The organism is Kitasatospora sp. NPDC048239, from assembly GCF_043202015.1.
Classification (GTDB): domain Bacteria; phylum Actinomycetota; class Actinomycetes; order Streptomycetales; family Streptomycetaceae; genus Kitasatospora.
In genome coordinates, this window is the sequence record NZ_JBICZP010000006.1 from 240707 (window position 1) to 266367 (window position 25661).

A 25661-nucleotide genomic window follows, 5' to 3' on the forward strand; every position below is an offset into this window, starting at 1 on the left:
CGCCCCCATCCTTCTTCCGACGGACTTCGCCCGCTCCTTCGTTGGGACTCGCCGTGTACAAACTCCTGTTCGACCTCGTCTTCAAGAAGATGGACCCCGAGAAGGCCCACCACCTCGCCTTCTTCTGGATCCGGCTGGCCTCCTCGGTACCCGGCCTGCGCACCCTGGCCCGCCTGGTCCTCGCCCCGCGCGACCGCGCGCTGCGCACCACCGCCCTCGGCCTGGACCTGCCCGGCCCGTTCGGCCTGGCCGCCGGCTTCGACAAGAACGGCGTCGGCATCGACGGCCTGTCGATGCTCGGCTTCGACTACGTCGAGATCGGCACCATCACCGGCGAGGCCCAGCCCGGCAACCCCGAACCGAGGCTGTTCCGCCTGGTCGAGGACCGCGCGCTGATCAACCGGATGGGCTTCAACAACCAGGGCTCGGCCCGGGTCGCCGCCCGCCTCGCGGCCCGTCCGCACACCAGCTCCACGCCCGTCGTGGGCATCAACATCGGCAAGACCAAGGTGGTCGAGGAGGCCGACGCGATCGAGGACTACGTGAAGTCCACCGAGCGCCTCGCCAAGTACGCCGACTACCTGGTGGTCAACGTCAGCTCGCCGAACACCCCCGGGCTGCGCAACCTCCAGGCCGTCTCGCACCTCGGCCCGCTGCTGGCCGCCGTCCGCGAGGCCGCCGACCGCTCCACCGCGCACCACGTCCCGCTGCTGGTCAAGATCGCCCCAGACCTGGCCGACGAGGACGTCGACGCCGTCGCCGACCTCGCCCTGGAGCTGGGCCTGGACGGCATCATCGCCACCAACACCACGATCGGCCGCGAGGGCCTGCGCGAGAGCGCCGCCCGGATCGAGGAGATCGGCATGGGCGGCCTCTCCGGCGCCCCGCTCAAGGCCCGCGCGCTGGAGGTGCTGCAGCGCCTGCGCGCCCGGACCGGGGGCCGGCTGACGCTGGTCTCGGTCGGCGGCATCGAGACCGCCGAGGACGCCTGGCAGCGGATCGTCCACGGCGCCGACCTGGTCCAGGGCTACAGCGCCTTCATCTACGAGGGGCCGTTCTGGTGCCGCCGCATCCACAAGGGCCTCTCCGCCAAGGTCCGCGCCGGGGGCTTCCGCAACCTGGCCGCCGCCGTGGGCAGCGCCAAGGCCTCCTGAAACCCCTGGCGTGGGCCCCGGCGCCCACGGCCGCTCCGCCACTGACGACTCCGTCACCTACGGCTGCGCCACTCACGGCCCCGCCACCTGTGACCGCCCCGCCGACCGTCCCGGAAAGGACGTCATGACCCTCGCCCCCTTCGGTGCCCGTCTGCGCCACGCCCTCGACACCCGCGGCCAGCTGTGCGTCGGCATCGACCCGCACGCCTCCCTGCTCGCCGCCTGGGGACTGGAGGACTCCGTGGCGGGCCTGGAGACCTTCAGCCGCACCGTGGTCGAGGCGCTGGCCGACCGGGTGGCCGTGCTCAAGCCGCAGGCCGCCTTCTTCGAGCGCTTCGGCAGCCGGGGCGTCGCCGTCCTGGAGAAGTCCGTCGAGGAGGCCCGCGCGGCCGGCGCCCTCGTCCTGATGGACGCCAAGCGCGGTGACATCGGCTCCACCATGGCCGCCTACGCCGAGGCCTTCCTCTCCCCGGCGAGCCCGCTGTTCTCGGACGCCGTGACCGTCAGCCCCTACCTGGGCTTCGGCTCGCTGCGCCCGGCGCTCGACCTGGCCGCGGCCAACGGCGCGGGCGTCTTCGCGCTGGCGCTCACCTCCAACCCGGAGGGCGCCGAGGTGCAGCGCGCCCGCGGCGCGGACGGTGAGTCGGTGGCCGCCTCGGTGCTGCGGCAGCTGGCCGCCGAGAACGCCGGCGCCGAGCCGCTCGGCTCCTTCGGCGCGGTGGTGGGCGCGACCCTCGCGGACGCGGGTGCGGACCTGGCGATCAACGGCCCGCTGCTGGCCCCAGGGATCGGCGCCCAGGGCGCGACCATGGCGGACCTGCCCCGGGTGTTCGGCGCCTCGGTGCGCAACGTGGTGCCGAGCGTCAGCCGCGACGTGCTCCGGCACGGGCCGTCGGTTCCGGCCCTGCGGGAGGCCGCGCAGCGCTTCGTCGACGAGTACGCGGACGCCGTGAAGTGACCCCGTGACCCTGCGCAGTGGCGCGACGGGGTGGCGCGAGCCCTGACGGCTTGACGTGAGCGCCGTCACATCGCCCCTTCGAAAGAGCCTGAATCGGGGTCGTTTTGCCCGGTAAAGTCCTGGTCGGCCTTGGCTGACCAGGACTTTTCGTGTTCTTTTCCTGACGTGGCGCCGCAATCCGGGTAGTGTCCGGCGATAGGTCGTCGAAGAGCCGCGAATACCGTTGCTCTCGCAGGTCAGAGCCATTGGGTTCCCCTGCGGCCGGCGCCCTGGGAACCAAACCAGTCATAGCTCAATCCCTTCCTTCCACACCCTGAGGTGAACGGCGTGGCTCTTCCGCCCCTTACCCCTGAACAGCGCACAGCCGCGCTCGCCAAGGCCGCCGAGGCTCGCCGGGAGCGCGCCGAGGTCAAGAACCGGCTCAAGCACTCCGGCGCCTCCCTGCACGAGGTGATCAAGGCCGGCAAGGCCGACAACGACGTGATCGGCAAGATGAAGGTCTCGGCCCTTCTCGAGTCCCTTCCGGGCGTCGGCAAGGTCCGTGCCAAGCAGATCATGGAGCGCCTCGGCATCAGTGAGAGCCGCCGGGTCCGCGGCCTCGGTACGAACCAGATCGCCTCCCTGGAGCGGGAGTTCGGCGGCGGTGCCGCCTGACCGTGCCCCGTGGTCCCGGGATCGTCCGCGATCCGGGATAATCGGTGCATGAGTGAGCGTCCGCGGCTGACCGTGCTCTCCGGCCCTTCGGGGGTCGGCAAGAGCACGGTCGTCGCTCATATGAGGAAGCAGCACCCCGAGGTCTGGCTCTCGGTGTCGGCGACGACCCGCCACCCGAGGCCAGGCGAGCAGAACGGGGTCCAGTACCACTTCGTCGACAACGACGAGTTCGACAAGCTGATCGCCAACGGTGAACTGCTGGAGTGGGCCGTGTTCGCGGGCAACCGCTACGGCACGCCCCGCTCGGCGGTGCTGGAGAAGCTGGAGCGCGGCGAGCCCGTCCTGCTGGAGATCGACCTGCAGGGCGCCCGTCAGGTGCGCGAGTCGATGCCCGAGGCGCAGCTGGTGTTCCTGGCTCCGCCGAGCTGGGACGAGCTGGTCCGCCGGCTCACCGGCCGGGGCACCGAGGCCCAGGACGTGATCGAGAAGCGTCTGGAGGCCGCCAAGGTCGAGCTGGCCGCCGAAGAGGAGTTCGACACGACCCTTGTCAACACCTCCGTCGAACAGGTAGCGGCCGAACTGCTAGCCTTGCTCGGTGTAGCCTGACCTGTCTGTCTTTTCCACCCTTTCGGAAGGTTTTCGCGTGTCCTCTTCTATGACCGCGCCCGAGGGCATCATCAACCCGCCGATCGACGAGCTGCTTGAGGCCACCGACTCCAAGTACAGCCTCGTGATCTACGCCGCCAAGCGCGCGCGTCAGATCAACGCGTACTACTCGCAGCTCGGTGAGGGCCTGCTGGAGTACGTCGGCCCGCTGGTCGACACCCACGTGCACGAGAAGCCGCTGTCGATCGCGCTGCGCGAGATCAACGCGGGCATGCTGACCGCCGAGGCGATCGAGGGGGCCTGAGCCCTTTCCGGTGGACCCGGGCAGGGCCGGGGCCTTCGAGGCCCGGTCGACACAGGTGGACCGTGGCCTCGGTAGAGCTTGGAAGGGCCCGGCGGAATCGTTTCCGCCGGGCCCTTCGGCATGCCCGGGGGCTGTGTGGTCCACCACAGTGCGGCCGATCGCCGGGGGGTCGTAGGGTGAGCCAAGTCCCAGAGGCGGAGGAAAGCGGGAAAATGAGCGCGACTTCGGACCGGACGGACGCCCCGCGCGTCGTCCTCGGCGTCAGCGGCGGCATCGCCGCCTACAAGGCCTGCGAGCTGCTGCGCCGCTTCACCGAGTCCGGCCACCAGGTGACCGTGGTGCCGACGGCCGCCGCGCTGCACTTCGTCGGCGAGGCGACCTGGGCCGCGCTCTCCGGCCGCCCGGCCGCCACCGAGACCTGGGACCGCGTCCACGAGGTGCCGCACGTGCGGATCGGCCAGCAGGCCGACCTGGTCGTGGTCGCGCCCGCCACCGCGGACCTGCTGGCCAAGGCCGCCCACGGGCTGGCCGACGACCTGCTCACCAACACCCTGCTCACCGCGCGCTGCCCGGTCGTGCTGGCACCCGCGATGCACACCGAGATGTGGGAGCACCCGGCCACCCGGGAGAACGTCGCGACGCTGCGCCGCCGCGGCACCATCGTGCTGGAGCCGGCCGTCGGGCGGCTGACCGGCGTCGACACCGGCAAGGGCCGGCTGCCCGACCCGGGCGCGATCTTCGACGCCTGCCGGGCGGTGCTGCGCCGGGGCGGGGCCGGCGACGACCTGGCGGGCCGGCACGTGGTGGTCTCGGCCGGCGGCACCCGTGAGCCGCTGGACCCGGTGCGCTTCCTCGGCAACCGCTCCTCGGGCAAGCAGGGCTACGCGCTGGCCGTCACGGCCGCCGCCCGGGGCGCCCGGGTGACGCTGGTCTCGGCCAACGCGGAGCTGCCCGACCCGGCCGGGGTCGACGTGGTGCACGTCTCGACCGCGCTGCAGCTGCGGGAGGCCGCGCTGGCGGCGGCGGCGGACGCGGACGCCGTGGTGATGGCCGCGGCGGTGGCCGACTTCCGGCCCGCCGAGTACGCCACCGGCAAGATCAAGAAGGTCGAGGGGGTCGAGCCGGCCCCGGTCGCGCTGGTGCGCAACCCGGACGTGCTGGCCGAGCTCTCCGCGCACCGTCCCCGTTCGGGCCAACTGGTCGTGGGTTTCGCGGCGGAGACCGACGACGTGCTCGCCAACGGCCGCGCCAAGCTCGCCCGCAAGGGCTGCGACCTGCTGGTGGTCAACGAGGTCGGCGACGGCAAGGCCTTCGGTACGGACGTCAACGAGGCCGTGGTTCTGGGCTCGGACGGTAGTGAGACACCCGTTCCGGTGGGTCCCAAGGAGGCGCTTGCCGATGTGGTGTGGGATTTGATCGGGAAGCGTCTCCCGGCGATCGCGGGGTGAACGGATACTAGTGATTCTCGAGTCTCTCTTTATGGAAGCGGGTGACGGTTGCCGGTAGGTGCCCGTTAGAATCCAGGAATCAAGTCTTTCCGGATGTCCCCGGTTCGCCGGGGGCCTTCAGTCAGCAGCCGCTGCAACCCCAGGGAGCGCTGTGTCTCGCCGCCTGTTCACCTCGGAATCCGTGACCGAGGGACACCCCGACAAGATCGCTGACCAGATCAGCGACACCATCCTTGACGCTCTCCTCCGGGAGGACCCGACCTCCCGGGTCGCCGTGGAGACGCTCATCACGACCGGCCAGGTGCACGTGGCCGGCGAGGTGACCACCAAGGCGTACGCGCCGATCGCCCAGCTCGTCCGGGACAAGATCCTGGAGATCGGCTACGACAGCTCCAAGAAGGGCTTCGACGGCGCCTCCTGCGGCGTGTCGGTGTCCATCGGTGCCCAGTCGCCCGACATCGCGCAGGGCGTCGACACCGCGTACGAGGCCCGGGTCGAGGGCGACGAGGACGACCTGGACAAGCAGGGCGCCGGCGACCAGGGCCTGATGTTCGGCTACGCGTCGGACGAGACGCCCGAGCTGATGCCGCTGCCGATCACCCTCGCGCACCGCCTCTCGCGCCGCCTGTCCGAGGTCCGCAAGAACGGGACCATCCCGTACCTGCGCCCCGACGGCAAGACCCAGGTCACCATCGAGTACGACGGTGACAAGGCCGTCCGCCTGGACACCGTGGTGGTCTCCTCGCAGCACGCGAGCGACATCGACCTCGACTCGCTGCTCACCCCGGACATCCGCGAGTTCGTCGTTGAGCCGGAGCTGAAGGCGCTGGCCGACCAGGGCATCAAGCTGGTGACCGACGGCTACCGCCTGCTGGTCAACCCGACCGGCCGCTTCGAGATCGGCGGCCCGATGGGCGACGCCGGCCTCACCGGTCGCAAGATCATCATCGACACCTACGGCGGCATGGCCCGCCACGGCGGCGGTGCCTTCTCCGGCAAGGACCCGTCCAAGGTGGACCGCTCGGCCGCGTACGCGATGCGCTGGGTGGCGAAGAACATCGTCGCCGCCGGCCTCGCCCGCCGCGCCGAGGTGCAGGTCGCGTACGCGATCGGCAAGGCCGAGCCGGTCGGCCTGTTCGTGGAGACCTTCGGCACCGAGACCGTGCCGGTCCTCTCGATCCAGAAGGCCGTCACCGAGGTGTTCGACCTCCGCCCGGCCGCGATCATCCGCGACCTGGACCTGCTGCGTCCGATCTACTCGCAGACCGCGGCGTACGGCCACTTCGGCCGTGAGCTGCCGGACTTCACCTGGGAGCGGACCGACCGGGTCGAGCTGCTGAAGAAGGCCGTGCAGGACTGACGTCCGTCGTATGCCGACGTGACCGCAGGTGGTTCCGACCGCAGGCGGCGGCCGCCCCGCAACCGGGGTGGCCGCCGCCTGCGGCGTTGTGTCGACGGGGTCCGTTGGCGGGCCCTGTCGGTGGGACCTGGTAGTACTGGGAGCGATGAGCAGCACGCAGGGGAGTGACGAGGGCGGGGCGCCGGAGCAGCTGGCGTTCATCCGGGAGACGGTCCGCCGGGCGAAGCCCCGTACCTGGCGCGGTGCCAAACGGGCCGAGCACCTGCCGGTGGCCCGGGTGGTGGTGGACAAGGGTCTGCTGACCATCGACAAGTTCTTCGACTACGAGGTGCCCGCCGCGATGGCCGAGGACGCCCGGCCCGGCGCCCGGGTGCGGGTGCGTTTCGGGGCGCGCGTGGTCAAGGGCCAGCGCGAGGGCGGGGAACTGCACGACGGGTTCATCGTCGAGCGGCTGGAGAAGAGCGACTTCCCCGGGCCGCTGGCGCCGCTCGCCCAGGTGCTCTCGCCCGAGCCGGTGCTCACCCCGCAGCTGCTGCGGCTCTGCCGGACGGTCGCCGACCGGTACGCGGGCACCCTGGCGGACGTCCTGCAGCTCGCCGTACCGCCGCGGCACGCCAAGGCGGAGGCCGAGCCCTCGCCCGAGCCGCTGTCGCGCCCGGAGGCCCCGCCGCCGGGCGGCTGGTCGCGCTACCCCGCGGGGGCGGAGTTCCTGGCCTCGCTGGCCGGCGGCGGGTCGCCGCGCGCCGTCTGGACGGCGCTGCCCGGGCCCGGCTGGCCGTACGAGATCGCGCGGGCCGTCGCCGCGACGCTGGCGAGCGGGCGCGGGGCGCTGGTCGTGCTGCCCGACGGCCGGACCACGGCGCGGGTCGACCGGGCGCTCACCGAGCTGCTCGGGGAGGGGCGGCACGCCACCCTGGCGGCCGACCTCGGGCCGCAGGAGCGCTACCGGCGCTGGCTGACGGTGAGCCGGGGCTCGGTCCAGGCCGCCATCGGCACCCGCGCCACCATGTTCGCGCCGGTCCGGGACCTCGGGCTGGTCGTCGTCTGGTCGGACGGTGACGGCAGCCACAGCGACCCGCGCGCCCCGCACCCGCACGTGCGCGAGGTCGCGCTGCTGCGCGCGGCCGAGGAGGGCGCGGGCGTGCTGCTCGGCGGGCACGCGGTGACGGTGGAGGGCGCCCAGCTGGTGAACACGGGCTGGGCGCGGCCGCTGGCCGCCGAGCGGGAGACCGTGCGGCAGGTGGCGCCCAGGGTCCGGACCGTCACCGAGCTCGACCAGCACCGGGACGCGGCCGCGCAGGCCGCCCGGCTGCCCTCGGTGGCCTGGGAGGTCGCCCGGGACGCCCTGGCGGCCGGCGGGCCGGTGCTGATCCAGGTGCCCCGGCGCGGGTACGTGCCCCGGCTGGCCTGCGGGCGCTGCCGGACGCCGGCCCGCTGCCGCCGGTGCGAGGGCCCGCTGGAGTCGGCGGCCGCCGACGCGCCGCTGCGCTGCGGATGGTGCGGGGAGGCCGAGGCCGACTGGCACTGCCAGGAGTGCGGCTCGTTCCGGCTGCGGGCCCAGGTGGTCGGCGCGCGGCGGACGGCGGAGGAGCTGGGCAAGGCCTTTCCGCGGATCCCGGTCCGGACCTCGGGGCGGGACGCGGTGCTGGCGACCGTGCCCGCGGAGCCCGCGCTGGTGATCTCCACGCCGGGCGCCGAGCCGGTGGTCGAGGGCGGCGGCGGGTATGCGGCCGGGCTGCTGCTGGACGGTTGGGCGCTGCTGGGGCGGCCCGACCTGCGGGCGGGGGAGGAGACGCTGCGGCTCTGGCTGACCGCGGCCGCGCTGGTGCGGCCGGCGGTGGAGGGCGGCACGGTGGTGGTCGTCGCCGATCCGGGTGCGCGGCCGGTGCAGGCGCTGGTGCGGTGGGATCCGCTGGGGCACGCCGGGCTGGAGCTGGAGGAGCGGGCGCAGCTGCACTTTCCGCCGGTGTCGCGGATGGCCTCGGTGGCGGGGAGCCCGGCGGCGGTGGCCGACCTGCTGGGGCTGGTGCGGCTGCCGGCCGAGGCGGACGTGCTGGGGCCGGTGCAGGCTCCGGCGCTGCGGGGGGAGGAGCAGGAGCGGGCGCTGCTGCGGGTGCCGCCCGGGCAGGGGGCGGCGCTGGCGGCGGCGCTGAAGGCGGCGCAGATCGCGCGGATCGCCTTGCGGACGCCGGATCCGGTGAAGGTGCGGATCGATCCGCTGGACATCGGGTGAGGTGGGGCGGCCCGTGGGGTGGGGCGGCTGCGGGTGGTCGATCATCGGCCGTCGACGATCGACCACCCGTCGGGTCCGCTCTGCTCAGCCGCGCAGCGGGACGCCCGTGCGGTCCAGGCCGGCGCGGTCGAGGCCGGCACGGTCGAGGGCGCTGCGGTCCAGGCCGCCCTGCCGGGCCGCCGGGACGGTGGCGCCCAGGCCGGTCGGGGCCGGTCCGGCCGCCGGGCTGTGGCCCGGAGCATGGCCGGGCAGCTCCTCGGAGCGGTCCGGCCGACTCGGCCCGGGCACGCCCGGTACGCCGCCCGCCGGCACCCCGCCCGCCGCCAGCAGCTCGCTGGTCGGCCTGCGCATCCCGTACCGCCGGTGCACCGCCTGCTTGGTGACCCCGAGGGCCGAGCCCACCGAGTCCCATGAGAAGCCCAGGGCCCGGTCGAACTCGACCGCCGCCGCCACCAGCGTCTCCACGCTCTCGCGCAGCTCCTGGGCCAGGCGCACCGTCGGGGCGGGCGCCCGCCCGTACACCACGAACCCGGCCGAGGTGCTGGGCCGCCGGGGCCGGTAGACGTTGCCCAGTTGGGCGGTGAGCGTCCGCAGCGCGTCGACCTGCCGCCTCACCCGCTCGATGTCCCGCACCAGCAGGTGCAGGCTCGCCCGCGCCCGGGCGTCGTGGTTGATCTGCTCGGCCATGGCTTACGTGCCACCTTCCGTACGGTTCAGCTCGGCCGGAGCGCGGTGTCCCGTGCGCCCCGGCCCCGGTCAATCTCACTTGACCAACGCCGGACCGGGGGCCGGGGTCACGCAGCGGGCCCACTCGGGATATGCCAGATGCCCGGGCGCGACCGAAGGGGACCGGTCGCGATTGCATAGACTTGCCGACGGCCAGCCGATGCCCAGCAGCCCGCGACCCCCGACGGACAGGAGCCCGTACCCCGTGGCGATCCAGCCGATCCGCATCTTCGGAGACCCCGTCCTGCGGGCCACCGCGAAGCCGGTGACCACCTTCGACAAGGAGCTGCGCAACCTCGTCAAGGACCTCACCGACACCATGCTCGACGCCCCCGGCGCCGGCCTGGCGGCACCTCAACTCGGCATCTCCCTGCGGGTGTTCACCTACCATGTGGGTGGCGTCACCGGGCACCTGATCAATCCGGACCTGGCGTTGACCGACGAGGAGCAGGACGGCCCCGAGGGCTGCCTCTCGCTGCCCGGCCTGCGCTACGACACCAAGCGCGCCCACGGCGTGGTCGCCAAGGGCTTCAACATGTACGGCGACCCGGTGACCATCGAGGGCACCGAACTGCTCGCCCGCTGCATCCAGCACGAGACCGACCACCTCGACGGCATCATCTTCATCGACCGCCTCGACCGCGAGCAGCGCAAGGCCGCGCTGAAGGCGATCCGCGAGACGGACTGGGCCGGCGGCCCCGCCCCGGTCGTGAAGATCTCCCCGCACGGCACCTTCGGCGCAGCGCGCTGACCCCGCCCCACTCCTCGAACATCCCTCAGCAGAAAGGCACTTGATGCGCCTCGTCTTCGCCGGCACCCCCGAGGTCGCCGTCCCCGCCCTGGACGCCCTGCTCGCCTCCGACCGGCACGAGGTCGTCGCGGTGGTCACCCGCCCCGACGCCCCCGCCGGGCGCGGCCGCAAGCTCGTCGCCAGCCCCGTCGCCCAGCGCGCCGAGGAGGCCGGGATCGAGATCCTCAAGCCCGCGAAGCCCAGCGACCCCGAGTTCGTCGCCCGGCTCACCGAACTCGCCCCCGACTGCTGCCCGGTGGTCGCGTACGGCGCGCTGCTGCGCCCCGGGACGCTGGAGATCCCCAAGCACGGCTGGGTCAACCTGCACTTCTCGCTGCTCCCCGCCTGGCGCGGCGCGGCTCCCGTGCAGCACGCGGTGCTGGCCGGCGACGAGGTCACCGGCGCGTCCACCTTCCTGATCGAGCAGGGCCTGGACTCCGGCCCGGTGTACGGCATCCTCACCGAGGAGATCCGCCCGACCGACACCAGCGGCGAACTGCTCACCCGGCTCTCGCACTCCGGCGCCCGGCTGCTCACCGCCACCATGGACGGCATCGCCGACGGCACCCTGCACGCCGTCGCCCAGCCCGCCGACGGCGTCACGCTCGCGCCGAAGATCAGCGTCGAGGACGCCCGCATCGACTGGACCCACCCCGCCCTGCGGGTCGACCGCCTGGTGCGCGGCTGCGCCCCCGCGCCGGGTGCGTGGACCGTGTTCCGCGGCGAGCGGCTGAAGGTCTCCGGCGCCGTCAGGCTGCTGACCGACGCGAGCACGCTCGCCCCCGGCGAGCTGGCCATCGCCAAGAACAGCGTGCGGGTCGGCACCGGCAGCCACGAGATCGAGCTGGGCGAGGTCCAGCCGCAGGGCAAGAAGCCGATGCGCGCCGCGGACTGGGCCCGAGGCGCCCGGATCGAGTCCGGCGAGCGGTTCGAGGGCTGACCGGGCCCGGGACCCCCGGGCCGGGCCCGGCGGCCGGCGCCCGGATTTAGCGTTACTGTTCGACTGATAACCCCCGTAGCACGTTGAGGCACTCCATGACCACGCCCACCACCGGCTCCGGCGCCCAGCGCGCCCCCCGTCCGCACCGCCGTCCGAAGAAGGACCCGGCCCGGATCGTCGCGTTCCGCGCGCTGCGCGCCGTCGACGAGCGCGACGCCTACGCCAACCTGATCCTGCCCTCCCTGCTCCGCGAGGCCGAGCAGAAGGGCATGGACCGGCGCGACGCCGCCCTCGCCACCGAGCTGGTCTACGGCACCCTCCGGCTCCAGGGCACCTACGACGCGATCATCGCCGCCTGCATCGACCGCCCGCTGGGCAAGGTCGACCCGCCGGTCCTGGACGTCCTCTCGCTCGGCGCCCACCAGCTGCTCACCACCCGCATCCCCACCCACGCCGCCGTCTCGGCCACCGTCGAACTGGCCCGGGTGGTGCTCGGCGACGGCAAGGCGAAGTTCGTCAACGCCGTGCTGCGCCGGATCAGCGCCCACGACCTGGACGAGTGGATCGCGAAGGTCGCCCCGCCGTACGACAAGGACGCCGAGGACCACCTCGCCGTCGTCCACTCCCACCCCCGCTGGGTGGTCTCCGCGCTCTGGGACTCGCTCGGCCGCTGGCAGCCCGACGCCTCCGGGCGGACCGCCCTGGAGGAGCTGCTGCGCGCCGACAACGAGCGCCCCGAGGTCACCCTGGTGGCCCGCCCCGGCCGGGCCACCGTCGGCGAGCTGGCCGACGCGCTCCCCGAGGCCGAGCCCGGCCGCTGGTCCCCGTTCGCGCTGCGGCTCGCCGAGGGCGGCGACCCGGGCGCGCTGGCGGCGGTCCAGGAGAACCGGGCCGGCGTCCAGGACGAGGGCAGCCAGCTCGTCGCGCTCGCCCTCGCGGCGGCACCGCTGGACGGCCCCGACCGGCTCTGGCTGGACGGCTGCGCCGGCCCCGGCGGCAAGGCGGCCCTGCTCGCCGCGCTCGCGGCCGAGCGCGGCGCCGCCCTGGTCGCCAGCGAGAAGCAGCCGCACCGGGCCCGGCTCGTCGCGCGGACCCTTGAGGGCAACCCCGGGCCCTACACCGTGATCGCCGCCGACGGGACCCGCCCGGCGTGGCGGTCCGGCGGCTTCGACCGCGTCCTCGTGGACGTGCCCTGCTCCGGCCTGGGCGCGCTGCGCCGCCGGCCGGAGGCCCGCTGGCGCCGCCGTCCGCAGGACGTCGCCGGCTTCGGACCGCTCCAGCGCGACCTGCTCCGCTCGGCCATCGATGCCACCCGGATCGGCGGCGTCGTCGGCTACGCCACCTGCTCGCCCCACCTCGCCGAGACCCGCGCCGTCGTGGACGACGTGCTGCGGGCCGAGGGCGGCCGGGTCGAGTGGATCGACGCCCGGCCGCTCCTGCCCGGCGTCCCGTCCCTCGGCGAGGGGCCGGACGTCCAGCTCTGGCCGCACCTGCACGGCACGGACGCGATGTACCTGGCGCTGCTGCGCCGTACGGCCTGACCCTGTCGGTCGGGGGCGGCGAGGCCTCCCGGGCGTCTCGTGACGGGACGTCCGGGAGGCCTCGTCCTGGGAGGCCGGCCGGTCCGACGTCCTGTGACGGGGCGGCCGAGCCCGCAGGCCCCGGCGAACCGGACCGCGTGTGCGACGCGGTGGTGGTCAGGGGCTCGGGAGGCCGGTCAGCTGGTCGCCGAGGGGGCTGCGGCGGTAGAGGACGTGGCGGCCGTCGCGGATGCGGGTCAGCAGGCCGGTGGCGTGCAGGGCGCGCAGGTGCTGGGAGACGGCGCTAGGGGTGACGCCGAGGCGGCGGGCGAGTTCGCCGGTGGTCAGGGGCTCGGCCAGCAGGGTGAGCAACCGGGCGCGCGGTGCGCCGAGGAGGGCCGAGAGCGCCGAGGGGGCGGGTGCCTCGGGGGCGGGCGCCTCGGGGCCCGGCCAGAGCGTCGCGATGCCGCGGCTGGGGTAGGTCAGCATCGGCGGCTCGTCCCGGTCGAGCGGCGGCACCGGCTTGTAGGCGAACACGGACGGCACCAGCGGCAGGCCCCGGCCGCCGGCCGCCACCTGGTGCCGGCCGATCATCCGGTCGATGTGCAGCACGCCGCCGTGCCAACGCAGGTTCGGGTGCAGGTCGGAGAACAGCAGACGCGCGCCACCCGTCGCCAACTGCCGTGCCCGGTAAGTGACATCACCCTCCAGCACGAGCCGCAGCTGCGGCCAGACCGGCCGCAGGGCCAGCTCCCAGTAGCGCTGCAGGAGTTCGCAGAGCGCGTGCAGGAGCGCGCGAACGGGCGCGCTCCCCGGGGCGGTTGCCGCACGCAGCGCCTCGGGGAGCGGGCCCGGCGCATGCGTCGCCAGCAGGTCGCGGCGGACCAGCTCCAGCGGCGTGCGGCGGACGACCGCCAACTGCTCCTCGAAGACGGGCGCGAAGGTCGACGGCCGCGGCGTCAGGAAGTCGGGCAGGGCGCGGCTCTCCCCGACCAGAGACAACAGCAGCCGCAGGTCGGAAGCGTCGATCCGGTCGAGCACGGACCCGCGCCACGGCCGGTGCAGCGGAAAGCGGCCCGGATCGCGCAACGCCCACAGGCTGCCCATCACCTCCTGCAGGGGCGAGATCGCGAACCGGGTGTCGGTGAGGTCCTCGACGTCGAGGTGGAAACGGATCATTAAGCGGAAAGCTACATCGTTTGGCCGGGGCGCCGCCGTGGCCTGGACTACGGAGCATGACAGAGCGAACCGCACAGCCCGCCGAGCGGGCGGAGGCACTCACCGGCCGCCGGATGATCCTGCTCCTGGCCCTCACCTGCGGGGTGGCCGTGGGCAACGTCTACTTCCCCCAGGCGATCAGCCCGCTGATCGCCGAAGGCCTCCAGGTGTCCCCCGGATCGGCGGCCCTGGTCGTCACCGCGACCCAACTCGGCTACGCGGCCGGGATCTTCCTCCTCGTACCGCTCGGCGACCGGATCCCGCACCGCCGGCTGATCGCCACCCTGCTCGGCCTCGCCGGCCTCGGACTGGCCGCCGCCGGCGCCGCACCCGCCCTGCCACCGCTGGCCGGTGCCGCCGTCCTGACCGGCGCCGCGACCGTGGCCGCCCCCGTCATCGGCCCGATGGCCGCAGGGCTGGTCGGCGAGGAACGCCGCGGAGTGGTCAGCGGCACCCTGCTCAGCGGATCCATCGGCGGCATGCTGCTCTCCCGCACCGTCGGCGCACCGCTCGGCGAGTGGCTGGGATGGCGAGCGCCGTACCTGGTGGCGGCCGCCCTCTCCCTCCTCCTCGCGGCCGTGCTCGCCCGGCTGCTCCCGACGACCACGCCGACCTCGCGGCAGCGCTACTCTGCGCTGCTCGCCGAACCGCTGCGCCTGCTGCGCGCCGAGCCCGAACTGCGTCGCTCCTGCCTCTACCAGGCCGCGGTGTTCGCCGGGTTCTCCGCGGTCTGGACCGGGGTCGCGCTGCTCCTCACCGGCCCGGCCTACCGCCTGGGCACGCCGGCCGTCGGGACCCTCGCCCTGGTCAACGCGGCGACGATGCTGGCCACGCCGTTCGCCGGACGGCAGGTGGACCGCCGGGGGCCGGACGCCGTCAACCTGGTCTGCCTGCTCGCGGTCGCCGGCTCGGCCGTCGTCCTGCTGGCCGGCGGCGCAGGCGGGACGGTCGGGCTCGCGGCGCTGGTGGCGGGCACGCTGCTGCTCGACCTCGGGATGCAGTGCGGGATGGTCGCGAACCAGGTACGGATCTACGCGCTGCGCCCCGACGCGCGGAGCAGGCTCAACACCGCGTACATGACCTGCGGCTACCTCGGCGGAACCCTCGGCTCCTGGACGGGGGCGCGGGCCTACGGGGCGGTCGGGTGGCCCGGGGTGTGCGGGGTGGTCGCGCTGACGGCGGCGGCCGCCCTCGCCCGGCACCTGGGCGCGGTGCGAGTGGGCGGCCGGTCCGCCGCTGTGGTGGAGTGCCGGTAACGGGTGTGCGGAGTCAGTGGGTTGATGGCTCGACGCGGCGGTGGTGGACTCCGTGGAGCGGGCGAGTCGCGGTCACTGCGCGGGGCGGTGCCCGTCGCCGGTGATGGCCGTGCCGATGTGCTGGGCGGCGATGGAGCGGGTGCCGATGGCGTTGATCGAGATCGATGGCCTCGGCTGGTCGGCGACCAACCTGGCGATCTCGGCGAGCAGTTCGGCGTCCTCGCGCAGGGCCCGCTTGATCTGCTGGCGGAGGGCGGCGGCCGCGTCCGAGTCCTCGGTGTCGGCGGCGGCCTCCTCGACCGCCACGGCGAGGGCCGACTGCTCGGTCGCGGAGCCGCGACGCCAGACGCGCTGCAGCATGCGGCGGCCGAGGTTGGCGGTCGCGTCGACGGCCGAGTCCTCCGCCCGGGTCAGGACGGCGGTGCCGTAGGCGCTCACGGCTGCTGACAGGTACGGGCCGGCCTGGGTCATCAGTTCGGCGATCTCGGTGCTCAAGCTGTCCACCCCGAAGAGAAGTCGGCGAGTGTCGGGCGTCCATTGTGGCACCCGGGGACCCTAGCCTTGGCGGCCGCCGGCGTCGGGGTGGGCCGCGTCCCGTTGGGCGCGGGCGCGGAGGAGCCGCTCGCGGGTGGTCCGGGTGTCGGGGTGGTCGGCGCCGAGGGTCTGTTCGCGTTGGGTGAGGGTGGTTTCGAGGACGCGGATGGCGCGGTCGAGGTCGCCTGCGAACGTGTAGGCGCTGGCCAGGCTGGCGCGGCTGGCCAGGGTCTGCGGGTGGGTTTCGCCGAGGGCCCGCTCGCTCTGGGCGAGGTTGGCCTCGAAGAGCGGGATGGCACGGTCCAGGTCGCCCGCCGACGCGTAGGCGCTGGCGAGGTGGTTGCGGCTGTTCAGGGTGTCCGGGTGGGCGGGGCCGAGGACCTGCACGCTCTGGGAGAGGTTGGACTCGCACAGCGCGATGGCGCGGTCGAGCGCGCCGGCCGACGCGTAGGTGAACGCGAGGTTGTGGCGGCTGTTCAGGGTGTCCGGGTGCGCGTCGCCGAGGACCTGCTGCTGGTGGGCGAGGGTGGTCTCGTAGAGGGCGATGGCCTGGTGGAGGTCGCCGGCCGACGCGTAGACGAGGGCGAGCTGGCCGCGGCTGCTCAGGGTGTGGGGATGGGCGGGGCCGAGGGTCTGTTCGCGTTGGGCGAGGGTCTGCTCGGCCAGGGGGATGGCGCGGTCGAGGTCGCCGACCGCGTGGTAGCCGGTGGAAAGGTTGTAGCGGCTGACGAGGGTGTCGGGATGGGTTGGTCCGAGGACCTGCTCCCGGATCGCGAGGTTGGCCTCGTACAGGGGGATGGCGCGGCCGGGGCGGCCGGCCGTCTCGTAGGCGTTGGCAAGGTTGTTGCGGCTGCTCAGGGTGTCGTTGTGGGTGGGGCCGAGGACCTGTTCGCACTGGGCGAGCGCGGTCTCGTTCAGGGGGATGGCGCGGGTGAGGTCGCCCGCTTCGTGGTATGCCGCGGCGAGGTTGCAACGGGAGACGAGCGTGTCGGGGTGGGTGTCGCCCAGGGTCTCCTCGCGGTGGGCGAGATCGGCCTCGCGGAGCGCGATGGTGCGGGCGTCGAGCCCCTGCGCCCAGAGGTACTGGGCCGCGGTGGTGTAGTGCCGGGCGGCGGGGTTCGGGCGGTGGCCGGGCGGGGTGGTGGCGGCGAGGGCGGTGAGGTGGGGGATCAGGGGATCCCAGGCCGCGCCGATCGAGGGGGCGCTGTCGAGGGCCCGGCCGAGGGCCTGCTCGGCCGCTTCGCGCCCGGGGTGCTCGGGCTGGGCGCGCAGGACGGTCTGGACGAGGCGGTGGATGCCGACGGTGTCGCGGGTGAGGGTGATCATGCTGTAGGTGCGCAGGACCGCCAGGGCCTCGTGGAGGTCGTCCTGGTCCCCGGCCTCGTCGAGGTGGGCGAGGAGGGTGAGGGGGATGTCGTCGGGGGCGAACCAGGCGAGGGCGTTGAGGACGGTGACGGCGAGCGGGTGCCTGGTCCGGAGCGTGGCGAGGGTGTGGGCCCAGATGGTGGCGATGGTGCGTTCGGGGTCGATGCCGTCGGCGGCCTTGGCGAGCTTGCTGCCGAGGGTGCGGCGGTAGGCGTCGATGGTGGTGGGGACCTGGGCGAGGTACGCGCCGGCCTGGTCGAGGGCGAGCGGCAGGTGACCGAGGTCGGCGGCCAGCAGGCGGGCGTCGTGGAGGTCGCGCGGGGTGGGGTCGGTGTCCTCGAAGGCGTAGGAGCAGAGGACTTGGGCGGCGTCGTCGGGAGCGAGGGTGCCGAGGGGCAGGGTGGGGACTCCCCGGGGCCAGCCGGTGGCGCGGCGGGTCGTGATGAGGTGGTGGCCGCCGGAGAGGGCGCCGGTGTAGGGGGCGAGATCCTGCGGGGACTCGGCGTTGTCGAAGACGAGCAGCCAACCCGGGTGCCACTGAAGCCAGTTGGAGGCCCAGGCGGTGCGGGCCTGCTCGGCGGCCTGGGCGGCCCAGGAGGGGTGGAGGAAGAGCGCGAGGCCGGCGAGGGACTGCTCGATCCGGGCCGGGGACTCGGCGTTGATCCACCAGGTGAGGGTGTAGGCGTGGCGCTGCCGGTGGGCGTAGTGCAGGGCGAGCGTGCTCTTCCCGATGCCGCCGAGGCCGTGGAGGGCGGGGGCCTGGGTGACGGCGGTGCCGCCGTCGGAGGCCAGCGTCCGCTGGATCCAGGCGAGTTCCTCCTCGCGGCCGAGGCAGGCGGGGGCCGGGGCGAGGTTGGCGGCGCCGGGCGGGGCCTCGATGGTGCGGGCCGTGTTGAACGCCTCGGCGGGGAGCACGATGTCGCCGGTGATGGCGGTGGTGATGTGCTGCGCGGTGATGGAACGCGGGCCCGGGGCGGCGTCCGGGCGGTCGTCGGCTGTCAAGGGACCCACCTTGGACGGAGGTTGGACGGATTCTCGCCGTCATTGTCGCACCGGGGTGGGCGGCCGGGCGGGGTGGGGCCGGGTGGGGGCTGTTCCGGGTCGGCTGGTGTGGACGGGGTCAGTCGGGGGCTTGGTGGTGGCCGGCCTGGTTGGCAAGGGCTCGCTGGAGGGCGAGGGCGAGGTTGTTGCGGCTTCGGAGAGTGTGGGGGTGGGTGTGGCCGAGGACCTCCTCGCGTTGGGTGAGGGTGGTTTCGAGGAGGGGGATGGCGCGTTTGAAGTCGCCGGCCCATCTGTAGGCGAGGGCGAGGTTGCTGCGGCTGACGAGGGTGTCGGGGTGGGTGTGGCCGAGGACCTCCTCGCGTTGGGTGACGGTGGTTTCGAGGAGGGGGATGGCGCGTTCGAGGTCGCCGGCCCATCTGTAGGCGAGGGCGAGGTTGTTGCGGCTTCGGAGTGTGCTGGGGTGGGTGTGGCCGAGGGTCTGTTCGCGTTGGGTGAGGGTGGTTTCGTGGAGCCGGATGGCGCGTTCGAGGTCGCCGGCCGACCTGTAGGCGAGGGCGAGGTTGTTTCGGCTGATGAGGGTGTGGGGGTGGGTGTGGCCGAGGGTCTGTTCGCGTTGGGTGAGGGTGGTTTCGAGGAGGGGGATGGCGCGTTCGAGGTCGCCGGCCGACCTGTAGGCAGCAGCCAGGTTGTTGCGGCCGGTCAGGGTGTGTGGGTGGGTGACGCCGAGGACCTGCTGGAAATACGCGAGGTTGGTTTCGTAGAGGGGGATGGCGCGGTCCAGCTCGTCGGCCGACCTGTAGGCGAGGGCGAGGCCGTTGCGGCTGGTCAGGGTGTGGGGGTGGGCTTCGCCCAGGAGTTGCTCGCAGTAGGTGAGGAGCACCTGCCGTAGCGGGATGGTGCGTGCGTTGTGGCCCTGACGGTCGAGGTGTTGGGCTGCGGTGCTGTAGTGCCGGTTGACAAGGAGGTCGTGGTGGCCGGGCGGGGTGGTGGCGGCGAGGGCGGTGAGGTGGGGGACGAGGCGGTCCCAGACCGGGGCCGGGCCGTAGTCGAGGGGCTCGGGAAGGGCGTTGAACGCCAGGTCGAGCGCGTGTTCGGCTTCGGTGCGTCCGGGGTGGTCGGGCTGCTCGCGCAGGACGGTCTGGACGAGGCGGTGGACGCCGACGGTGTCGCGGGTGAGGGTGATCATGCTGTAGCTGCGGAGGGCGCCGAGGGCTTCGGCGAGCTCCTCCTCGCTGCCGAGGTGGCGGAGGAGGGTGACGGGGATGTCGTCGGGGGCGAACCAGGCGAGCGTGTTCAGGACGGTCGCGGCGAGGGGGTCGTGCTCGTCGAGGGCGAGCAGCGTCTGGGTCCAGATGCGGGCGATGGTGCGTTCGGGGTCGATGCCGTCGGCGGCCTTGGCCAACTTGGTGTCCAGGGTGCGGCGGTATGCGTCGATGCTGACGGTCGGATGCTGGGCGAGGTAGGCGCCGGCCTGGTCGAGGGCGAGCGGCAGGTGGCCGAGGTCGGCGGCCAGCAGGCGGGCGTCGTGGAGGTCGCGCGGGGTGGGGTCGGTGTCCTCGAAGGCGTAGGAGCAGAGGACTTGGGCGGCGTCGTCGGGGCCGAGGGTGCCGAGGGGCAGGGTGGGGACTCTCCGGGGCCAGCCGGTGGCGCGGCGGGTGGTGATGAGGTGCCGGCCGTGGGAGAAGGCACCGGTGTAGGGCCGGAGGTCGCGGGGGTGTTCGGCGTTGTCGAAGACCAGCAGCCAACCCGGGTGCCAGTGCAGCCAGTTGACGGCCCAGGCGGCGCGCTCCGGTTCGGCTGCCCGGCCGGCCCAGGCGGGGTGGAGCTGCATGGCGAGCGCGGCGAGGGACTGCTCGATCCGGGCGGGGGATTCGGCGTTGATCCACCAGACCAGGGTGTAGTCGTCCCGGTGACGGTGGGCGTAGTGCAGGGCGAGGGTGGTCTTGCCGATGCCGCCCAGGCCGTGCACGGTGGGCGCCTGGGTGACGGCGGTGCCACCGTTGGTGTTCAGGGTGCCGTGCAGCCAGCCGAGTTCGTACCCGCGGCCCACGCAGTGCGGCGGCGGGGCGAGGTTGCTGGTGGACGGCGGCGCCTGGATGTCACGGGCGGCGTTGAGGGCCTCGGGCGGCAGCACGATGTCACCGGTGAAGGCGGTGCCGATGGTGTGGGCCGCGGCCGACCGGTCGCCCGACGCCGCGATCGGCTGGTGCGGCTCGGTCACGGTGTGCCCGCCGTGGTGCCGGCCCGTGCAGCGCTCAACAGATCCACCCCGAGGAGAAGTCGGCCGAAGTCCGGCGGCCATTCTCGCACCCGCGGGGCCCGGTTCAGGCGGCGCGCGCCTCGCGGCGGTAGCCGCCGGGGGCCTGGCCGTACTCGCGCTTGAAGGCCTTCGCGAAGGCGTACTCGGAGCCGTACCCGGTCCGCGCGGCGACGGTCGTCAGCGAGGTCTCGGACTCGCGCAGCAGCCGGGCGGCGGTGGTCATCCGCCAGCGGGTCAGGTAGGCCATGGGCGGTTCGCCGACCATGGTGGTGAAGCGGCGGGCGAAGGCCGCGCGGGAGAGCCCCGCCCGGTCGGCCAGCGACTCGACGGTCCACTGGGTCGAGGGGGCCTCGTGGATGGCGGAGAGCGCCGGGGCGACGGCGGAGTCGCCGAGCGCGGCGACCCAGCCGGCGGCGGCGGCCGGGGGCTGGTCCTCGAACCAGGCGCGCAGGATGTAGAGGAGGAGCGAGTCGATCAGCGCGGGGACGATGCCGGTCGAGCCGATTCGGGGGTTCTCCAGTTCCGTGCCGAGGAGTTGGACCGCCGCGCTGAGCTCGGGGTGCCGCCCGTGCCGGGTGGGCAGGTGGATGATCTCGGGCAGCTGACGGACCAACGGGTGCGGACGGCCCTGGTCCAGGTGGTAGTTGCCGCAGAGCAGGCTGGTCCGGGGGCCGTCGCCGCCGAGGGTGACCGTGCCGATCGGGGTGCTCGGCCGGTACTGCTCCGGGCGCTCCGGCTCGGCCGGGGTGGCGGGGTGGTCGGCGAGGATGTGGCCGCGGCCGTCGCGCAGGAAGACCACGTCGCCGGGGCTCAGCGCGATCGGCTCCGCGTCGGGTGCGTCGGCCAGCGGGACCAGCCAGCACGTTCCGTACAGCACCACGTGGAACCCGGCGCCCGCGACCGGGGGGAGGCGAAGGCCCCAGGGGGCGCGGCCCTCGGTGCGGACGGACGTGGGGTGTCCCGTCCGCATCGAACTCAGCGCCTCGCTCAGGATGTCCACGCCGTCCCCCTCCTGCCGCGGCCGACGCCGCCCCCTTGTCCGGTCTCCACTGTAGGACGCCGCTCAGACGACGGTGAGCACGACCTTGCCCTGGACGCTGCCGGACCCGACCAGCTCGTGGGCCTTGGCGGCCTCGGTGAGCGGGAAGGTCTCGGTGACGTGCGGGCGGATGCGGCCCGCGTCGACGAGGGCGGCGATGGCCTCCAGGGACGCGTAGTCGGGCTCGACCGAGATGCCCGCGAATCGGCGGCCCGCCGCCTCGATCTCCGCGGCCAGCTGCTGGTTCCAGTGCTCCATGATGCTGACCAGGGTGCCGCCGGGCTTCAGCACGTCGAGGGCCCGGGTGCCCTCGGAGGACGAGTCGAAGACGACGTCGACGTCGCGCACCGCCTGGGTGTAGTCGGTGGTCCGGTAGTCGATCACCTCGTCGGCGCCCAGGCCGCGGACGAACTCGTGCTTGGCCTCGCTCGCCAGGGCGATGACGTGGGCGCCGCGGGCCTTCGCGATCTGGACGGCGAAGTGGCCGACGCCGCCGGCCGAACGGTGGATCAGGACCCGCTGGCCCTCGCCCAGCCGGGCCGCGTCGACCAGGCCCTGCCAGGCGGTGAGGGCGGCGAGCGGGATGGCGGCGGCGTGGACGTGGTCGAGCGTGGCGGGCTTGCGGGCCACCTGCCGCGAGGGGACGGCGACGTAGTCGGCGTACCCGGTGGCGGCGCGGGGGAAGAAGGGCATGCCGTAGACCTCGTCGCCGGGCTTGAACCGGGCGCCCGGGCCGGCCTCCTCGACGACGCCGGAGATGTCCCAGCCGACGCCGAACGGCGGCTCGCCCAGCAGCTGGTACCCGCCCGAACGGACCGCCACGTCCACCGGGTTGATGCCGCTCGCGTGGACGCGGACGAGGACCTCGCCGCCGAGCGGGGTGGGGCGCTCGATCTCGACGGTCTCAAGGACCTCGGGGCCGCCGAAGGTCTTCTGGACGACTGCACGCATGGGAGGACTCCTTGGTGATCGGTCGGCCGGATCGTCCGGCCGCTTCGTTCTCGATGTCCTCAACTCTAGGAAGATCGAACGATCTGATGAATATCCTTCTGTCTCCCGAAGATGTCCCAGCGTCTTGCTGTCTGAGCCTCCAGGTCGTCTGAGTCGCCCGAGCGTCTGAGTCGCCCGAGTCGCCTGAGTGTCCGATTCGCGCGGGCCTCGGGGGCCGGTCAGCCGGAGGCGTCTGGTCCGCGGCGCCACCAGTGGGCCAGCCGGCGGCGCAGCCCCGACCGGCGGCCGGCGCGCTGCGCGCGGGCGAGGTTCTCGCGGGTCACGACGGTGTTGGCGTGGGTGGGGCCGAAGTCCTGCTCGGCCTGGGCGAGGACGCTCTCGTACAGGGGGATGGCGCGGTCGAGGTCGCCGAGCTCCTGGCAGATGTAGGCGACGTTGTTGCGGGTGACGAGGGTGTCGGGGTGGGTTGTGCCGAGGGTCTGTTCGCGTTGGGCGAGGACGGTCTCGTAGAGCAGGAGGGCGCGGTCGAGCCTGCCCAGCAGCGAGTAGATGAAGGCGAGGTCGCTGCGGTTGGCGATGGTGTCGGGGTGGGCTTCGCCGAGGACCGCCTCGCACTGGGGGAGGTTGGCTTCGCTCAGCGCGACGGCGCGGTCGAGGTCGCCGGCCTTCCGGTAGGCGTGCGCGAGGTTGCTGCGGCTGGCGAGGGTCTGGGGGTGGGCGGTTCCGAGGATCTGTTCGGAGTGCTCGAGGGCGGTCTCGTAGATGGGGATGGCGCGGTGGGGGTCGCCCGCGGTGGCGTAGGCGGTGGCGAGGTTGTTGCGGGTGACGAGGGTGTCGAGGTGGGTTTCGCCGAGGACCGCCTCGCACTGGGCGAGTGTGGACTCCAGCAGGGGGATGGCACGGGAGAGGCCGTTGGTGGAGGCGTGGATGTGGGCGAGGTTGCTGCGGGCGGCGATGGTGTTGGGGTGGGTCTCGCCGAGGACCGCCTCGCACTGGGCGAGGTTCTGCCCGGCCAGGGCGATGGCGAGTTCGACCCTGCCGACCGACTCGTAGGCGGCGGCGAGGTTGTTCCGGGTGGCGAGGGTGTGGGGGTGGGTGTGGCCGAGGATCGTCTCGCTCTGGGCGAGGGTCGCCTCGTACATGGCGACGGCGCGGTCGAGGTGGCCCGCCGAGTCGTAGGAGGCGGCGAGGTTGTGCCGGCTGGTGAGGGTGTCGGGGTGGGTGTCCCCCAGCCGCTGCTCGCAGTCGGCGAGCACGGTGTGCCGCAGCGGGATGGTGCGCGCGTCGTGGCCCTGGTGGTAGAGGTACTGGGCGGCGGTGAAGTAGTGCCGGGCGGCGAGGTCCTCCCGGTGGTCGGGCGGAGTGGTGGCGGCGAGCGCGGTGAGGTGGGGGACGAGCCGGTCCCAGGCCGGGGCGGGTCGGTGCTGCTCGGGCTCGGGGAGGGCGTCGAGGGCGGTGTCGAGGGCGCGTTCGGCGTCGCGGCGGCCCGGGTGGTCGGGTTGTTTGCGCAGGACGGTCTGGACGAGGCGGTGGATGCCGAGCGTGTCGCGGGTGAGGGTGATCATGCTGTAGCTGCGCAGGAGGCCCAGGGCTTCGGCGAGTTGCTCCTCGGTGTCGAGGTGGCCGAGCAGCGTGACGGGGATGTCGTCGGGGGCGATCCAGGCGAGCGTGTTCAGCACGGTGATCGCGAGGGGGTTGCGCTCCTCCAACGCCGCGAGGGTGTGGGTCCAGGTTCGGGTGATGGTGCGTTCGGGGTCGACGCCGTCGGCGGCCTTCGCCAACTTGCTGTCCAGGGTGCGCCGGTAGGTGTCGATGCTGACGGTGGGGTGTTGGGCGAGGTAGGCGCCGGCCTGGTCGAGGGCGAGCGGGAGGTGGCCGAGGTCGGCGGCGAGCAGGCGGGCGTCCCGGAGGTCGCCCGGGGTCGGTTCGGTGTCCCCGGAGGCGTGGGAGCAGAGGAGTCGGGCGGCCTCCTCGGGCGCGAGGGTGCCGAGGGCCCGGGTGGGGGTGGTGCGGGGCCAGCCGGTGGCGCGGCGGGTGGTGATGAGGTGGTGGCCGCCGGCCAGGGCGCCGGTGTAGGGACGCAGGTCGGCGGGGTCCTCGGCGTTGTCGAAGACGAGCAGCCAGCCGCGGTGGCAGTGCAGCCAGTGGATGGCCCAGGCGGTGCGTTCCTGTTCGGCGGCCTTGCCGGCCCAGGACGGGTAGAGCAGGAGGCCCAGGTCGGCCATGGACCGTTCGATGCGGGCCGGGGACTCGGCGTTGATCCACCAGGTGAGTGCGTAGTGGTCGCGGTAGCGGTGGGCGTAGTGCAGGGCGAGGGTGGTCTTGCCGATGCCGCCCAGGCCGTGGACGGTCGACGCCTGGGTGACGGCGGAGCTGCCGTCGCTGGTGAGGACGCGGCGCAGCCAGGCGAGGTCCTCGTCACGGCCCACGCAGACCGGTCGCGGGGCGAGGTTGCCGGTGCCGTGATCGGTCTCGATGGTGCGGGCCGCGTTGAGGACGTCGAGGGGCAGGACGAGGTCGCCGGCGAAGGCGTTGCCGATGGTGTGCGCGGCCACCGAATGGGCCCCGGATGCGGTGACGGCCGGTGTGTCGCTCAACAGGTCCACCCCGAGGAGAAGTTGGTCGAGGACGTGGCGGCCATTCTCGCACCCGGGACGCTCCCCGGTGCGGTGGTCGGGGGAGCTCAGGATGGGGGCGGGGCCTGGGCGCTCAGGAGGCGGGCCGGGCGCCCGCGCGGCGGGTCTGCTGCACCAGCACGGTGGTGGCCCGTTCCAGGAGTTCGCAGAGCGAGGCGTGCTCGGTGGGCGTGAACGCCTCCCTGAGCGCGCGTTCCAGGACGACCACCTCCTGGAAGGCCTGATCCAGCAGCGCCCGGCCCTCGTCGGTGAGGCTGGCGATCTGTACCTTGGCGTGCACCGGGGACGTGTCGCGGCGGATCAGGCCCTTGGTCTCCATGGTGGCGAGCACGCTGCTCATGCTCTGCTGGGTCACCCCGCAGGAGCGGGCCAGTTGGGAGCCGGACAGGCCGCCCTCGCGCGCGAGGGCCAGCAGCACGGTGTACTGCGTCATGGTCAGTCCGTAGGTGCGCAGCACCGCTTCGTGGTGCGCCATCAGCGCCTGCTCGGACCGCCTGATCCGGGTGCAGAGGTCGTCCTCGACCGGGGATCCCACCATGTACTCCCATCCGTTGGCTTCAGCCTGCTGCCTGCTGCCTGCTGACTTCCGGCTGTCGAAGACCGGCTGCCGGTTCCCGCCCAATGGAAGATCCATGTGTTGACACAGGTACCTTACACATCTACGGTCTCGACTATAAGGATACTGAGTCAGCGCAGGGGGATGTAAC

At 73.4% G+C, this 25661-nt stretch carries 21 protein-coding genes; 12 read left to right on the plus strand and 9 right to left on the minus strand.

Translation table 11 applies throughout. From position 1 onward, the window contains the following. Nucleotides 1–53: 53 nt before the first annotated feature. The 8 genes from ACGFZP_RS18705 (at nucleotide 54) to ACGFZP_RS18740 (ending at nucleotide 8717) form a co-directional block, all read left to right on the plus strand. The gene (locus ACGFZP_RS18705; protein WP_392933956.1) at nucleotides 54–1154 is read left to right on the plus strand and encodes a quinone-dependent dihydroorotate dehydrogenase; all 1101 of its coding nucleotides are present in this window, start codon (nucleotides 54–56) and stop codon (nucleotides 1152–1154) included. A 124-nt stretch (nucleotides 1155–1278) separates the two neighbouring features. Beyond that, nucleotides 1279–2112 carry an orotidine-5'-phosphate decarboxylase gene (pyrF, locus tag ACGFZP_RS18710; protein WP_392933959.1) on the plus strand — a complete coding sequence of 278 codons (834 nt, stop codon included), beginning with the start codon at nucleotides 1279–1281 and terminating at the stop codon, nucleotides 2110–2112. A gap of 327 nt (nucleotides 2113–2439) precedes the next feature. Then, nucleotides 2440–2766 carry an integration host factor, actinobacterial type gene (mihF, locus tag ACGFZP_RS18715; RefSeq protein ID WP_030056187.1) on the plus strand — a complete coding sequence of 109 codons (327 nt, stop codon included), beginning with the start codon at nucleotides 2440–2442 and terminating at the stop codon, nucleotides 2764–2766. A gap of 48 nt (nucleotides 2767–2814) precedes the next feature. Further along, the gene (gmk, locus tag ACGFZP_RS18720; RefSeq protein WP_392933962.1) at nucleotides 2815–3372 is read left to right on the plus strand and encodes a guanylate kinase; all 558 of its coding nucleotides are present in this window, start codon (nucleotides 2815–2817) and stop codon (nucleotides 3370–3372) included. Nucleotides 3373–3409: 37 nt separating this feature from the next. Beyond that, entirely contained in the window at nucleotides 3410–3676 is a 267-nt protein-coding gene (gene rpoZ, locus ACGFZP_RS18725) for a DNA-directed RNA polymerase subunit omega (protein ID WP_387952142.1), read from the plus strand. A 212-nt stretch (nucleotides 3677–3888) separates the two neighbouring features. Then, a complete protein-coding gene (coaBC, locus tag ACGFZP_RS18730; RefSeq protein ID WP_392933965.1) occupies nucleotides 3889–5124 on the plus strand; it encodes a bifunctional phosphopantothenoylcysteine decarboxylase/phosphopantothenate--cysteine ligase CoaBC in 1236 nt (411 codons plus the stop codon). A gap of 151 nt (nucleotides 5125–5275) precedes the next feature. After that, nucleotides 5276–6484, plus strand: coding sequence for a methionine adenosyltransferase (metK, locus tag ACGFZP_RS18735; protein ID WP_392933968.1), 1209 nt, complete (start codon nucleotides 5276–5278; stop codon nucleotides 6482–6484). Nucleotides 6485–6629: 145 nt separating this feature from the next. Beyond that, nucleotides 6630–8717: a primosomal protein N' gene (locus tag ACGFZP_RS18740; protein ID WP_392933969.1), complete on the plus strand. Its 2088-nt coding sequence runs from the start codon at nucleotides 6630–6632 to the stop codon at nucleotides 8715–8717. A gap of 84 nt (nucleotides 8718–8801) precedes the next feature. Here the strand turns inward: ACGFZP_RS18740 and ACGFZP_RS18745 are convergent, their stop codons facing one another. Continuing rightward, nucleotides 8802–9404 (minus strand): hypothetical protein, encoded by a 603-nt coding sequence (locus ACGFZP_RS18745; RefSeq protein ID WP_392933972.1) that lies wholly within the window; start codon nucleotides 9402–9404, stop codon nucleotides 8802–8804. 244 nt (nucleotides 9405–9648) lie between these two features. On the opposite strand from ACGFZP_RS18745, the gene def reads away from it, so the two are divergent. From def to ACGFZP_RS18760, 3 genes are all read left to right on the plus strand, one after another. Further along, nucleotides 9649–10194, plus strand: a complete 546-nt coding sequence (gene def / locus ACGFZP_RS18750; protein WP_392933974.1) for a peptide deformylase — start codon at nucleotides 9649–9651, stop codon at nucleotides 10192–10194. Between the two features lie 43 nt (nucleotides 10195–10237). After that, on the plus strand, nucleotides 10238–11173 hold the full coding sequence (gene fmt, locus ACGFZP_RS18755; RefSeq protein ID WP_392933976.1) for a methionyl-tRNA formyltransferase: 936 nt from the start codon (nucleotides 10238–10240) through the stop codon (nucleotides 11171–11173). A 95-nt stretch (nucleotides 11174–11268) separates the two neighbouring features. After that, the gene (locus ACGFZP_RS18760) at nucleotides 11269–12714 is read left to right on the plus strand and encodes an RsmB/NOP family class I SAM-dependent RNA methyltransferase (RefSeq protein WP_392933977.1); all 1446 of its coding nucleotides are present in this window, start codon (nucleotides 11269–11271) and stop codon (nucleotides 12712–12714) included. Between the two features lie 156 nt (nucleotides 12715–12870). On the opposite strand, the gene ACGFZP_RS18765 is transcribed toward ACGFZP_RS18760, so the two are convergent. Next, nucleotides 12871–13872 (minus strand): helix-turn-helix domain-containing protein, encoded by a 1002-nt coding sequence (locus ACGFZP_RS18765; RefSeq protein WP_392933980.1) that lies wholly within the window; start codon nucleotides 13870–13872, stop codon nucleotides 12871–12873. 56 nt (nucleotides 13873–13928) lie between these two features. On the opposite strand from ACGFZP_RS18765, the gene ACGFZP_RS18770 reads away from it, so the two are divergent. Further along, nucleotides 13929–15167, plus strand: coding sequence for an MFS transporter (locus tag ACGFZP_RS18770; RefSeq protein ID WP_392933983.1), 1239 nt, complete (start codon nucleotides 13929–13931; stop codon nucleotides 15165–15167). Between the two features lie 72 nt (nucleotides 15168–15239). Here ACGFZP_RS18770 and ACGFZP_RS18775 read toward each other — a convergent pair whose 3' ends face one another. The 7 genes from ACGFZP_RS18775 to ACGFZP_RS18805 all read right to left on the minus strand — a co-directional run bounded on the left by ACGFZP_RS18775 (nucleotide 15240) and on the right by ACGFZP_RS18805 (nucleotide 25492). Further along, on the minus strand, nucleotides 15240–15662 hold the full coding sequence (locus ACGFZP_RS18775) for a hypothetical protein (protein WP_392933985.1): 423 nt from the start codon (nucleotides 15660–15662) through the stop codon (nucleotides 15240–15242). 60 nt (nucleotides 15663–15722) lie between these two features. Further along, nucleotides 15723–18068 (minus strand): FxSxx-COOH system tetratricopeptide repeat protein, encoded by a 2346-nt coding sequence (gene fxsT, locus ACGFZP_RS18780; RefSeq protein WP_392933988.1) that lies wholly within the window; start codon nucleotides 18066–18068, stop codon nucleotides 15723–15725. Nucleotides 18069–18186: 118 nt separating this feature from the next. Further along, nucleotides 18187–20289: a tetratricopeptide repeat protein gene (locus ACGFZP_RS18785; protein ID WP_392933991.1), complete on the minus strand. Its 2103-nt coding sequence runs from the start codon at nucleotides 20287–20289 to the stop codon at nucleotides 18187–18189. 103 nt (nucleotides 20290–20392) lie between these two features. Beyond that, nucleotides 20393–21328, minus strand: coding sequence for an AraC family transcriptional regulator (locus ACGFZP_RS18790; protein ID WP_392933994.1), 936 nt, complete (start codon nucleotides 21326–21328; stop codon nucleotides 20393–20395). Nucleotides 21329–21391: 63 nt separating this feature from the next. Then, nucleotides 21392–22318: an NADP-dependent oxidoreductase gene (locus tag ACGFZP_RS18795; RefSeq protein WP_392933996.1), complete on the minus strand. Its 927-nt coding sequence runs from the start codon at nucleotides 22316–22318 to the stop codon at nucleotides 21392–21394. 218 nt (nucleotides 22319–22536) lie between these two features. Further along, nucleotides 22537–24915 (minus strand): FxSxx-COOH system tetratricopeptide repeat protein, encoded by a 2379-nt coding sequence (gene fxsT / locus ACGFZP_RS18800; protein WP_392933999.1) that lies wholly within the window; start codon nucleotides 24913–24915, stop codon nucleotides 22537–22539. A 112-nt stretch (nucleotides 24916–25027) separates the two neighbouring features. Continuing rightward, the gene (locus ACGFZP_RS18805; RefSeq protein WP_392934002.1) at nucleotides 25028–25492 is read right to left on the minus strand and encodes a MarR family winged helix-turn-helix transcriptional regulator; all 465 of its coding nucleotides are present in this window, start codon (nucleotides 25490–25492) and stop codon (nucleotides 25028–25030) included. Nucleotides 25493–25661: the final 169 nt, after the last annotated feature.